Raw genomic sequence first — 12,252 nt, 5'->3', positions numbered from 1 at the left:
CCTGAACGGAGCGAAGTCTTGAGCATCAGCATCCCCGACCTCGTCACAGTGCGCGCCCGGCATCCGGAGGCCATCGCCGAAGCCGCCGCCCGCCGCGTCCGCCGCCCGCTGATCGGCGACAGCGGCCGTCTGATGATCGTGGCCGCCGACCACCCGGCGCGCGGCGCCCTCGGTGTGGGCGGCCAACGCCTGGCCATGGCCAACCGGGCCGACCTGCTGGAGCGGCTGTGCATCGCGCTGTCGCGCCCGGGCGTCGACGGGGTGCTCGCGACCGCGGACATCCTGGAGGACCTGCTGCTCCTCGGCGTCCTGGACGACAAGGTTGTCATGGGCTCCATGAACCGCGGGGGCCTGGCCGGCGCGTCCTTCGAGATGGACGACCGCTTCACCGGCCACCGCGCCGAGGACATCGAGCGGCTCCGCTTCGACGCGGGGAAGCTGCTGGTGCGCATCGACTACGACGACGCCGGCTCCCTGCAGACCCTGGAGACCACCGCCCGGGCCATCGACGACATGGCCGCGCGCCGGCTGCCGCTGTTCGTCGAGCCGTTCATATCCCGCCGCGTGGACGGCGCGGTCCGCAACGATCTGAGCGCCGAGGCCGTCACCCGGTCCATCGCGATCGCCTCGGGCCTCGGCGGCACCTCCGCGTACACCTGGCTGAAACTGCCCGTCACCGAGGACCCCGACGACATGGCGGAGGCGCTGGAGACGTCCACGCTGCCGGTGGTCCTGCTGGGCGGCGAGGTCAGTGGGGACCAGGAGGGCGCGTACGAGAAGTGGCGCAAGGCCCTGCGGCTGCCCACCGTGCAGGGCATGGTCGTCGGCCGGTCCTTGCTCTACCCCGCCGAAGGCAGCGTGGAGACCGCGGTGGACACCGCGGTCGGACTGCTCTGATTCCGGGTAGGTCCCGGAAACCCTGGTATGTCCCGAAGCCGCGTACGCCCCCAGACCCAGGTACATCCTGGAACGAGCCGAGGAATCACATCATGACGACCACGCACCACCTTCCGGCGGGCAAGGCCACCGGTGACGCCTACGCCGTGAACGTCACCCCCGAGTCGGCCGGCTGGGGCTACTCCAGCCTGCGGGTGCTGGAACTGCCGCCGGGCGGCTGGCACAGCTTCGACAGCGGCGACAGCGAGTGGATCGTGCTGCCGCTCGCGGGCTCCTGCACGGTCGCCGTCGACGACCAGACGTTCCGGCTGCAGGGACGCGAGAGCGTCTTCAGCGGGGTCAGCGACTTCGCGTACGTGCCGCGCGACGCGCAGGCATCGATCGCCTCCCGCGACGGCGGGCGCTTCGCCCTGACCGGCGCCCGCTGCGAGCGCCGGCTGCCCGCCCGCTACGGCCCGGCGTCCTCCGTCCCGGTCGAGCTGCGGGGCACCGGCACCTGCTCGCGCCAGGTCAACAACTTCGGCGCGGCAGGCGTCTTCGAGTGCGACAAGCTCATCGCCGTCGAGGTGATCACGCCTGGCGGAAACTGGTCGTCCTTCCCGCCGCACAAGCACGACGAGCACCGGCCCGGCGAGGAGTCGGAGCTGGAGGAGATCTACTACTTCGAGTTCGCCGACCACGAGGGCGTCCCCGGCCTCGGCTACCAGCGGGTCTCCCCCTCCGGCCAGGGCGCGGGCACGGACGTGCTGGCCGAGGTGCGCGACGGCGACGTCGTCCTCATCCCCGACGGCTGGCACGGCCCCTCCATGGCCGCGCCCGGCCACCACATGTACTACCTCAACGTCATGGCGGGCCCCGACCCCGACCGCGCCTGGCTGATCTGCGACCACCCGGACCACGCCTGGATCCGTGGCACATGGCCCGAGCAGCCGGTCGACCCGCGCCTGCCCGTCTACACCGCCCCCGCCCAGTGAAGCTTCCCGCGGCCCCCGCGAGAGAACCCGTAGCAGTGAGGTCCCGATGAGCCAGCCGAATCAGTCGAACCAGTCGAAGGTCAGCCTGACCGTCGCCCAGGCGCTGGTGCAGTTCCTGTCCGCGCAGTACACCGAGCGCGACGGCGTACGGCACCGGCTGATCGCCGGCACCTGGGGGATCTTCGGCCACGGCAACGTCGCCGGTCTCGGCCAGGCGCTGCTGGAGGCCGGCGAGGACACGATGCCGTTCCACCAGGGCCGCAACGAACAGGCCATGGTGCACGCCGCCGTGGGCCACGCCCGCCAGCTGAACCGGCTCTCCGCGCAGGCGGTCACCACGTCCATCGGCCCCGGCGCCACCAACCTGGTCACCGGCGCCGCCCTGGCCACGGTCAACCGCCTGCCGGTGCTGCTCCTGCCCGGCGACTACTTCGCGACGCGCCCCGCCGACCCGCTGCTCCAGCAGCTGGAGCACCCGGTGGAGGCCGACGTGTCGGTCAACGACACCCTGCGCCCGGTCTCCCGCTACTTCGACCGCATCACGCGCCCGGAGATGCTGATCCCGTCCGCTCTGAACGCGATGCGGGTGCTGACCGACCCGGCCGAGACCGGCGCGGTGACCCTCGCCATGCCGCAGGACGTGCAGGCGGAGGCCTTCGACTGGCCGGTGGAGTTCTTCGCCGAGCGCGTCTGGCACGTACGCCGCCCCGCGCCCGACCCGCTGGAACTCGCCGAGGCCGCAACCGCCATCCGTGCCGCCGAGCGGCCGCTGATCGTCGCCGGCGGCGGCGTTCACCACAGCGAGGCCGAGGAAGCGCTCAAGGTGTTCACGGAGGCCACCGGCATCCCGGTCGCCTCCACCCAGGCGGGCAAGGGCTCCCTGCGGTACGACCACCCGGCGGACCTCGGCGGCATCGGCCACACCGGCACCGCCGTCTGCGACGACATCGCGCGCACCGCGGACCTGGTCATCGGCGTCGGAACCCGCTACTCCGACTTCACCACCGCCTCCAACACCCTGTTCCAGAACCCGGACGTCCGGTTCGTCAACCTCAACATCACCGCCTTCGACGCCCACAAGCTGGCCGCCCGCACCCTGGTCGCGGACGCGCGCACGGGCCTGGAGGCGCTCACGGACGCGCTTTCCGGGCACCGTGTCGGCGAGGCGTACGAGGCCGAGTACCGCGCCGGCAAGGCGGCCTGGGAGCAGGTCGTGGACGCGGCCTACCGCGCGGACGACGCGCACGCCGTGCCCACCCAGACGCAGGTGCTGGGCGCCCTGGACTCGGTCGTGGGCGACGACGACGTGGTGATCAACGCGGCCGGCTCGCTCCCCGGCGACCTGCACAAGCTGTGGCGGGCCCGCTCCCCGCGCCAGTACCACCTGGAGTACGGCTACTCCTGCATGGGCTACGAGATCCCGGCCGGCATCGGTGTACAGCAGGCGGCGCCCGGTACTCCGGTGTGGTCGCTGGTCGGCGACGGCACGTACCTGATGATGCCGACGGAGATCGTCACCGCCGTCCAGGAGGGCCTGCCGGTCAACCTGCTGCTGATCCAGAACCACGGGTACGCCTCCATCGGCGGCCTGTCCGAGGAGACCGGCGGCGAGCGCTTCGGCACCGCCTACCGCTACCGTGCCGCGGACGGCACCTTCACCGGGGCGCCGCTGCCGGTGGACCTCGCCGCCAACGCCGCCAGCCTCGGGATGGACGTGATCCGCGCCAAGACCGTCGGCGAACTGCGTGACGCGCTCGCCGCGGCGCGTGCCTCGGACCGGCCGACGTGTGTGTACGTCGAGACCGACCCGGCGCCCACCGCTCCCCCGGCCGAGGCATGGTGGGACGTGCCCGTGGCCGAGGTCGCCTCCCGCGAGGCCGCCGTGGCCGCCCGCGAGCGGTACGACCGTCATGTCGCCGGCCGGCGCCGCCACCTCTGAGCCGTCCGCCGCCCCCTTCCCCTCCTCCGTCTCAGGAAAGCCCTCAGGAAAGGCCCCTCGTACCATGAAGACCATCAACCACTGGATCGGCGGCAAGCCCGTCGAGGGCACCTCCGGGCGTTTCAGCCCGGTCTACAACCCGGCCAGCGGCGCCCAGGAGAAGCAGCTCGCGCTCGCCACGGTCGACGAGGTCGACGCCGCCGTCGCGACCGCGAACGCCGCCTTCGAGAGCTGGGGCCAGTCCTCGCTCGCCAAGCGCACGGCGGTCCTGTTCAAGTTCCGCGAACTGCTCGACGCGCACCGCGACGAGGTCGCCGCGCTGATCAGCGCCGAGCACGGCAAGGTCCACTCCGACGCGCTCGGCGAGGTCGCGCGCGGCATGGAGATCGTGGAGCTGGCCTGCGGGATCAGCACCCAGCTGAAGGGCGAGCTGTCGACGCAGGTGTCGACCCGGGTGGACGTCGCCTCGATCCGGCAGCCGCTCGGTGTGGTCGCCGGCATCACGCCGTTCAACTTCCCCGCCATGGTGCCGATGTGGATGTTCCCGCTGGCGATCGCCTGCGGCAACACCTTCGTCCTCAAGCCGAGCGAGAAGGACCCGTCGGCCTCGTACCGCCTGGCCGAGCTCCTGTCCGAGGCCGGTCTGCCGGACGGTGTGTTCAACATCGTCCAGGGTGACAAGGTGGCGGTGGACCGCCTGCTGGAGCACCCGGACGTCGCCGCGGTCTCCTTCGTCGGCTCGACGCCGATCGCCAAGTACATCCAGCTCAAGGCCGTCCAGCACGACAAGCGCGTGCAGGCGCTGGGTGGCGCCAAGAACCACATGCTGGTCCTGCCGGACGCCGACCTGGACTTCGCCGCCGACCAGGCGATCAACGCCGCGTACGGTTCGGCGGGCGAGCGCTGCATGGCGGTGTCCGTCGTGGTCGCGGTCGGCGACACGGGCGACGAGCTCGTCGGCAAGATCAGCGAGCGGGCGAAGAACCTGCGGATCGGCCCCGGCGACGACCCCGCCTCCGAGATGGGCCCGCTGATCACCCGCGAGCACCGCGACAAGGTGGCGTCGTACGTGGCGAGCGCCGCCGCGCAGGGCGCCGAGGTCGTGGTGGACGGCACGGGGTACACGGTCGAGGGCCACGAAGAGGGCTTCTTCCTGGGCGTCTCCCTCCTGGACAGGGTGCCGGTGACGGCCGACGCGTACAAGGACGAGATCTTCGGTCCCGTGCTGTGCGTGGTGCGCGCCGAGACGTACGAGGACGCCATCAAGCTGATCAACGGCTCCCGCTGGGGCAACGGCACCGCGATCTTCACCCGTGACGGCGGCGCAGCCCGGCGCTTCCAGATGGAGGTCCAGGCGGGCATGGTCGGTGTCAACGTGCCGATTCCGGTGCCCGTGGGCTACCACTCCTTCGGTGGCTGGAAGGACTCGCTCTTCGGCGACCTGCACATCTACGGCAACGACGGCATCGCCTTCTACACCCAGGGCAAGGTGATCACGACCCGCTGGCCCGACCCGGCCGACGGCGGCATCAACCTGGGCTTCCCCAGCAACTCCTGAGCCTCGGCCGCGGCCGGTGCGGGGACGGATACGAGGCCGTCCCCGCACCGGTCGCTTCTTGTCAGGACAACACGATGACAAGGGTTCCTGTCATCCGGACGGACGGATACGCTCATCCCGTGACCAGCACCGCTCCCGCGAAGCTCGACTTCGCCGTCGACCGCAACAGCCCCGTGCCGCTGTACTACCAGCTCGCCCGGCAGCTGGAGTCCGCGATCGAGCACGGCGAGCTGGGCCCCGGCAGCCTGCTCGGCAACGAGATCGAGCTCGCCGGGCGGCTCGGCCTGTCCCGGCCGACGGTGCGTCAGGCCATCCAGTCCCTCGTGGAGAAGGGCCTCCTCGTACGCCGCCGGGGCGTGGGCACACAGGTGGTCCACAGCCAGGTCAAGCGCCCGCTGGAGCTCAGCAGCCTGTACGACGACCTGGAGGCGGCCGGCCAGAGCCCCACGACCCGGGTGCTCGGCAACGAGGTCGTGCCCGCCTCCGCCGAGGTCGCGGGCGCCCTGGGCATCGCCGAGGGCACCGCGGTGCACCATGTGCAGCGGCTCCGCCGCGCCCAGGGCGAGCCGGTGGCGCGCCTGTCGAACTACGTGCCCGAGGGGCTGCTGACTCTCGACACGGCGACGCTGGAGGCAACCGGCCTCTACCGGATGATGCGGGCCGCCGGCATCACCCTGCACAGCGCCCGCCAGTCCGTCGGCGCCCGCAGCGCCACCCCCGAGGAGGCAGAGGCCCTGGGCGAGCCGGAGGGCGCCGCACTCCTCACCATGCAGCGCACGGCGTACGACGACACCGGCCGCGCCGTCGAGTTCGGCACCCATATCTACCGGGCCTCGCGGTACTCGTTCGAGTTCCAGTTGCTGGTGCGGGGCTGAGGCGTCCCCGGGTCAGAGGTTCACCCAGGCCCCCGACTCGACCGACCGGCTCATGGCGTCCAGGGCCGTCGCACTGTGCACGGCGTCCTCCAGGGTCGCACCGTGCGGTGTGCCCGCGGCGATGGAGCGCAGGAAGTTGTGCGCCTCGATGACCTTGAGGTCGTCGTAGCCCATGCTGTTCGCCGAGCCGGGCTGGAAGGCGGCGTACTCGCCGTGGCCCGGGCCGACGTAGAGCGTGGTGACGGCCTGGTCCTGGTAGGCGGTACCGCGGCTGATGCCGAGCTCGCCCATGCGGCGGAAGTCCCAGAAGACGGCGCCCTTGGTGCCGTGCACCTCGAAGCCGTAGTTGTTCTGCTCGCCGACGGAGACCCGGCAGGCCTCCAGGACGCCGCGGGCGCCCGAGGCGAAGCGGAGCAGGCAGCCCACGTAGTCCTCGTTCTCGACCGGGCCCAGCTCGCCGCCCGTGGCGCGGGTGTGGCCGGCGGTGGCACCGGTGGGGCGGGCCCGTTCGGGGATGAAGACGGCGGTGTCGGCGGTCAGCGCGGTGATGTCCCCCAGCAGGAAGCGCGCCAGGTCCGCACCGTGCGAGGCCAGGTCGCCCAGCACTCCGCTGCCGCCGCGCTCCCGCTCGTACCGCCAGGTCAGGGCGCCCTCGGGGTGGGCCGCGTAGTCGCTGAACAGGCGGATGCGGACGTGGGTGACGGTACCGATCTCACCGGAGGCGACGATCTCGCGGGCAGCGGCGACGGCGGGCGCGTTGCGGTAGTTGAACCCGACGGTGCCCTGGACCCCGGCCTTGGACACGGCGTCGGCCACCGCGCGGGCGTCCTCGGCGGTGAGGCCGACCGGCTTCTCGATCCAGATGTGCTTGCCCGCCTCGGCCATCGCGACGCCGATCTCGCGGTGCAGGAAGTTCGGGGCGGTGATGCTGACCGCTTGGACGCGGGGGTCGGCGGCCACCTCGCGCCAGTCGCGGGCCGTCGTGGTGAAGCCGAACTGCGCGGCGGCCTCCTCGGCCCGGCCCGGCACCTCCTCGGCGACGGTCACCAGTTCAGGGCGCACGGCCAGGTGCGGGAAGTGGTGCAGGACCCGCGCGTACGCCTGGGTGTGCACCCGTCCCATCCAGCCGAACCCCACGACGGCGACGCCGAGCGTACTCACCATGACTGCCCCTCTTTGGACCGGTCCAGAACCTTTCCACCTCACCCTGAGCTCAGTAACAGCACCTGTCAAGCCCTTTGACAACCCCTCTCACCTTGTGGAACGGTCCACAGCATGAGACCCCCGACGATCCGCGATGTCGCCGAACGGGCCGGCGTGTCGAAGTCCCTGGTCTCCCTCGTGCTGCGCGGCTCCGACCAGGTACGCCCCGAGAAGCGCGAGGCGGTCCTCGCCGCCGTCGAGGAGCTCGGCTACCGCCCGAACGCCGCCGCGCGCAGCCTCAGCGAGCGCCGCACCCGCACGGTGGGCGTGCTGCTGAACGACATGCGCAACCCCTGGTTCGTCGAACTGCTCGACGGCCTGGGCTCCCGTCTCCACGACAGCGGTCTGCACATGCTGCTCGCCGACGGCCGTCTCAACCGGCGCCTCGGTGAGGACCTCACCCACACGTTCACCGACCTCCGGGTCGACGGCCTCATCGCCGTCGGTACGCTGCCGCCCTCCGCGGCACTGCGCACGGCGGCCGGGCAGATCCCCACCGTGGTCGCGGGCGCCCGCGGACCCGTGCTGCCGCGTGTGGACATCGTCGCGGGCGACGACGAGCACGGCGCGCGTCTGGCCACCGAGCACCTCATCGGCCTCGGCCACCGGCGCATCGCCCACATCGCCGGACAGGGTGTGGTGGGCGAGCTGCGCCGCCGCAGCTTCGAGGCGGTCATGCGCGAGCACGGGCTGTCGGACACGGCGATCGTGGAGCAGGGCGACCTGACCGAGGAGGGCGGCTACCGGGCCACGGTCCGCCTCCTCAGCGCCGCCGGGCGCCCCACGGCCGTTTTCGCGTTCAACGACATCGCCGGTGTCGGCGCCCTGTCGGCCGCCGAGGAACTCGGTCTCCAGGTGCCGCGCGACCTGTCCCTCGTCGGTTACGACAACACGTACCTCTCGCGTCTGCGGCACCTGTGGCTCACGACGGTGGACAACGCCAGCCACGACGTCGGCCGCCGCGCCGCCCAGCGCCTCCTCGACCGCATCACCACCCCGGACCGCCCGTCGGAAACCGTCCTCGCGACACCGGCGCTCAAGGTGCGGGGGACGACGGCGCCGCCCGCGGCGAGCGGGCAGCGGCCGTAGGCGTCGACCGGCTCCACGCGCTCTGGATCCCGCCTTCGCGGGACGTCAGTCGAAGGCGGGCATGACCGTGTCGTGGATGAGGCGGAGCTGGGTGTTCACATCGGCCACCTCCGCGAGGTCACGGCCCGTGAAGGCCTTGACGAGGGTGCGGTCGGTGAGGGCGCAGATCATGTGGTTGACGCTGCTCGGAGCGATCTCCCGCTGGATCTTGTCCCGGCACTCCTCGGGGGTGCCGGCGATGGAGAGGCGTTCGGCGATCTCAGGGGTGGTCAGCTCGATGCCGCGGGCGAGGTCACCGGCGGCGATGGCGTCGATGACCGGTTTGAGTTCGCCGGGGTCCACTCCGTTGCGGCGCAGCTGTTCCTCGGGCATCGAGGAGGCGTAGATGCCGACCATGCTGCGGGCGGCGTCCTTGGCGGCGGCGGAGTCGGGCCCCGTGGCGAAGACGACCCAGGCACCGATGTCGAGCGACCGCCAGTCCTTGCCCGCCCGCTCTGCTCCGGCCTGTATGTGCCGCACGGCGTAGTCGTACGCCTCGCGGGTGTAGCTCAGTGCGTGGTGGCAGCCGTCCGACAACTCTCCCGCCGCCTCGAAGGACTTGGGGCCGCGCATCGCCCCCAGTTTCAGCGGGACCCGCTCCTGGACCGGCCGGGCGAAGGTGAACAGCCCCTGGTAGGTGAAGAACTCGCCGTCGTAGGAGATGGCTCCCTCGTCGAGCAGGGTGCGCACCACATGGAGCGCCTCCTTGACCCGGGACAGCGGGCGCGTACGGGCCCAGTCGATTCCGTATTGCGCCAGGAGCCCGAAGTTCCCGCTGGACAGCACGCCCTCCGCGCGCCCGCCGGACAGTTCGTCGAGCGTGGCCAGTGCCTGGGCGATCAGGGTGGGCTCCCGCAGCGTGACCGGGGAGACGCTGGGTCCCAGCCGGATCCGGCTGGTCTGGCCCGCGGCCGCGGCGAACAGCAGCCACATGTCCTTGTGCCAGGTCTCGTCGGCGGCGTAGCAGGCGTGGAAGCCGAGTTCGTCGGCGAGTTTGATCGAGGCGAGCGACTCCTGGAGCGGGTAGTCCGGGAGCATGGCGTAGCTGAACTTCACCGGTGACACCTTCCGTTGAGGGACTGGTCCGTGGTGCGGACGGGCTGTGCCCTGCCTTTCGAGAGTGTGGAAGCGGCCCTCAACTGTCCAGTGGGCGTGAAGACTTCGGTTTCACGCCCGGCCGTTCGCGGTACCCGTCGAGGCCGGCCGGAGCGCGACGAAGACGAACTCCTTCCCCGGACGGTCGGGGGCGTCGCGCACTTCTTCCACGGTGTAGCCCTGGGCGGTCAGGTCTGCCTCGACTTCCTCCCGCTCACGGAACCTCAGGATGGAGTCGGAGGTCAGCACCTGGCCGTCCGCGGCGAAGACGTACGTCGCGCGAAAGGTCACGAGCGGTCCGGTGACGTCGGTCAGTTCCAGCCAGGTCTCGACGGCACCGACGCCCGGGATCTCCGTGACGCCGTGGGATGCCTCGCGATTCCAGGTCTCCCAGGCCCGCCTGGCCGGATCCCGGGTCTCGAAGACCAGCCGCCCGCCCGGTCGGAGTGCCTCGAAGGCGCCCTGGAGCGTCTGCCGCCAGGCGTTCGGATCGACGATCTGCTGGGCGACGTTGGCCGTCATCGTGGCCAGGTCGACCCGCAGCGGCGGAAGCGCCGTGGCGTCGCCACAGATCCAGCGCACCCGGTCGGCGCCCGGTTTGGCCCGGGCCACGTCGACGGACGCCCGCGCGGGATCCACACCGACGACCTCGATGCCGCGCTCGGCCAGCTGGAGTGCGAACACCCCCGTACCGCAGCCGATGTCCAGCACCCGCCGGGCACCGAACCGCTCGGCGAAGCCGACGTAGGCGTCCAGGTCGCTGCGGTCGGGATCGAGCGGGTCGTAGATCGCGGCGAGCCGTGGATGCGTGAAGCCTTCGTCAGCCATGCCTTCGACGGTAGTACGGCGAGGAATCGCAGGGTACGGCACGTCCGGCGGTCCCGCTCGCCCAGAGGCGCAGCGGGACGTGCCCGCTTATCGTGATCCAGGGGGTACCCCCCGGCCCACGGCCGGGCGTCCCTGGAGGCATGCATGCGTTTTACGCACAGATGCTGCGCTACCGGAGCCGCGGCCGTGGCACTGGTCCTGCACGGGGCCTGCCTTCCGTCGGTCGCGTCGGTGGCGTCGGTGACGGCCGACAAGCCCGACCTGTCCCGTTTCTACAAGCAGCGGATCAAATGGTCCACGTGCGAAGGCATGGAGATACCGAAGGATCTGCGGTGCGGGAAGGTGACCGTACCTCTGGACTACGAGCGGCCCGGGGCCGGCACGCTCGAACTGGCGATGGCGCGTTACCAGGCCACAGGCAGGGAGAAACGCGGTTCCGTCCTGCTGAACTTCGGTGGGCCCGGTGGCGCGGGCGTTCCCGCACTCGCCTACGGCGGCAAGGACTTCATGGGTCTCACGAACGCCTACGACGTGGTGACCTTCGACCCGCGCGGCGTCGGCCGCTCCTCACCCGTCAGCTGCGGCGAGGGCGCCGACAAGGCCATCGAGGCAGCGGACAACGAGGACCAGGCGAACAACCCGGGTGCCGCACTCAGGCAGTTGAAGCGGGCCGCCGACACGTGCACCAAGCACTCCGGCCCGGTGCTGCCGCACATCGGCACGGTCAACGCCGCCAAGGACATGGACGTCATGCGCGCGGCGCTCGGCGACAAGAAGCTCAACTACCTGGGTTTCTCCTACGGAAGCCGGCTGGGCGCGGTGTACGCGGCCCAGTTCCCCGACAAGGTCGGGAGGATGGCTTTCGACGGCGTGGACACGCTCACGGAACCCCTCACCGAGCAGGGCATGGTGGGCGCCGAGGGCCAGCAGACCGCGCTGGAGGGCTACCTCGACGCCTGCACGAAGCAGTGGACGTGCCCGTTCGGCCAGGACCGCCGCTCGGCCAGGGAACAGGTCATCGAGCTGGTCAACACGCTCGACGAGCACCCCTTGACGGCCTTCGGCCGCAAGTTCACCGGCCAGGACCTGGCGGGCGCCATCGGCCAGGCGCTGTACACCGAGCAGATGTGGCCGGTGCTCACCCAGGCGCTCACCGCGCTGGTACGGGACGGCGACCCGCAGGCTCTCATGCAGCTCGCGGGCGGTGGTATCGCGGCACCGGACGAGCCGCGCCCCGACGAGACCGGAGACGGTGGACTCGTCAGCGCGGAGGACGTCCCGGCCGACAACCTCCCGGCCGCGCTGATGGCGATCAACTGCGCGGACGACCCCGACCGCCCCTCCGCGGCACGCATGACCGAGCGCGTCGCCCGGCTGCGTGCCCAGTACGAGGAGGCGTCGCCGGTCTTCGGGCAGTACCGGCTGACCCAGGTGCTGATGTGCTACGGCCGGCCCAAGGGCACCAGCTTCGTCCGTGAGAAGGTGCGGGACGTCGACACACCGAAGATGCTGCTCGTCGGCACCCGGGGAGACCCGGCGACCCCGTACCGCTGGACCGTGGAGACCGCCGAGCGGCTCGGTTCCTCGGCCGTCGTCCTCGACAACAAGGGCGAGGGGCACACCGGGTACGGGTCCTCGAAGTGCGTGCACGAGAAGGTCGACGACTTCCTGATGTACGGATCGCTGCCGGCCGACGGGAGTTCGTGCGGATCGGACGACGACAACGACTGAAAGCGACCGCGGCCTCCCCGGTGA

10 protein-coding genes are annotated in these 12,252 nt (G+C 71.3%); 7 read left to right on the top strand and 3 right to left on the bottom strand.

Annotated elements, in window-relative coordinates; all coding sequences use genetic code 11:
* Positions 1 to 18 precede the first annotated feature (18 nt).
* The 5 genes from E0500_RS40510 to E0500_RS40490 all read left to right on the top strand — a co-directional run bounded on the left by E0500_RS40510 (position 19) and on the right by E0500_RS40490 (position 6,243).
* Positions 19 to 897 carry a deoxyribose-phosphate aldolase gene (locus E0500_RS40510; RefSeq protein ID WP_131560027.1) on the top strand — a complete coding sequence of 293 codons (879 nt, stop codon included), beginning with the start codon at positions 19 to 21 and terminating at the stop codon, positions 895 to 897.
* Between the two features lie 92 nt (positions 898 to 989).
* A complete protein-coding gene (gene iolB, locus E0500_RS40505; RefSeq protein WP_131560025.1) occupies positions 990 to 1,871 on the top strand; it encodes a 5-deoxy-glucuronate isomerase in 882 nt (293 codons plus the stop codon).
* 46 nt (positions 1,872 to 1,917) lie between these two features.
* Positions 1,918 to 3,810: a 3D-(3,5/4)-trihydroxycyclohexane-1,2-dione acylhydrolase (decyclizing) gene (gene iolD, locus E0500_RS40500; RefSeq protein ID WP_131560023.1), complete on the top strand. Its 1,893-nt coding sequence runs from the start codon at positions 1,918 to 1,920 to the stop codon at positions 3,808 to 3,810.
* Positions 3,811 to 3,874: 64 nt separating this feature from the next.
* Positions 3,875 to 5,368: a CoA-acylating methylmalonate-semialdehyde dehydrogenase gene (locus E0500_RS40495; RefSeq protein ID WP_131560021.1), complete on the top strand. Its 1,494-nt coding sequence runs from the start codon at positions 3,875 to 3,877 to the stop codon at positions 5,366 to 5,368.
* A 74-nt stretch (positions 5,369 to 5,442) separates the two neighbouring features.
* On the top strand, positions 5,443 to 6,243 hold the full coding sequence (locus E0500_RS40490; RefSeq protein WP_131560019.1) for a GntR family transcriptional regulator: 801 nt from the start codon (positions 5,443 to 5,445) through the stop codon (positions 6,241 to 6,243).
* 12 nt (positions 6,244 to 6,255) lie between these two features.
* Here E0500_RS40490 and E0500_RS40485 read toward each other — a convergent pair whose 3' ends face one another.
* Positions 6,256 to 7,407, bottom strand: a complete 1,152-nt coding sequence (locus tag E0500_RS40485; RefSeq protein WP_131560018.1) for a Gfo/Idh/MocA family protein — start codon at positions 7,405 to 7,407, stop codon at positions 6,256 to 6,258.
* A gap of 111 nt (positions 7,408 to 7,518) precedes the next feature.
* Between E0500_RS40485 and E0500_RS40480 the strand changes: the two genes are divergently transcribed.
* The gene (locus E0500_RS40480) at positions 7,519 to 8,535 is read left to right on the top strand and encodes a LacI family DNA-binding transcriptional regulator (protein ID WP_131560016.1); all 1,017 of its coding nucleotides are present in this window, start codon (positions 7,519 to 7,521) and stop codon (positions 8,533 to 8,535) included.
* Between the two features lie 45 nt (positions 8,536 to 8,580).
* On the opposite strand, the gene E0500_RS40475 is transcribed toward E0500_RS40480, so the two are convergent.
* Both E0500_RS40475 and E0500_RS40470 read right to left on the bottom strand, forming a co-directional pair.
* Entirely contained in the window at positions 8,581 to 9,630 is a 1,050-nt protein-coding gene (locus E0500_RS40475) for an LLM class flavin-dependent oxidoreductase (protein ID WP_131560014.1), read from the bottom strand.
* A 111-nt stretch (positions 9,631 to 9,741) separates the two neighbouring features.
* Positions 9,742 to 10,497 carry a bifunctional 2-polyprenyl-6-hydroxyphenol methylase/3-demethylubiquinol 3-O-methyltransferase UbiG gene (locus E0500_RS40470; RefSeq protein WP_131560012.1) on the bottom strand — a complete coding sequence of 252 codons (756 nt, stop codon included), beginning with the start codon at positions 10,495 to 10,497 and terminating at the stop codon, positions 9,742 to 9,744.
* A gap of 144 nt (positions 10,498 to 10,641) precedes the next feature.
* Between E0500_RS40470 and E0500_RS40465 the strand changes: the two genes are divergently transcribed.
* A complete protein-coding gene (locus E0500_RS40465) occupies positions 10,642 to 12,228 on the top strand; it encodes an alpha/beta hydrolase (protein ID WP_131560010.1) in 1,587 nt (528 codons plus the stop codon).
* The last annotated feature ends 24 nt before the right edge of the window (positions 12,229 to 12,252 follow it).

Source organism: Streptomyces sp. KM273126 (assembly GCF_004337435.2).
Lineage (GTDB): Bacteria > Actinomycetota > Actinomycetes > Streptomycetales > Streptomycetaceae > Streptomyces > Streptomyces acidicola.
Note: the sequence above shows the minus strand (reverse complement) of the source record. Positions and strands in the feature narration are given on the sequence as shown.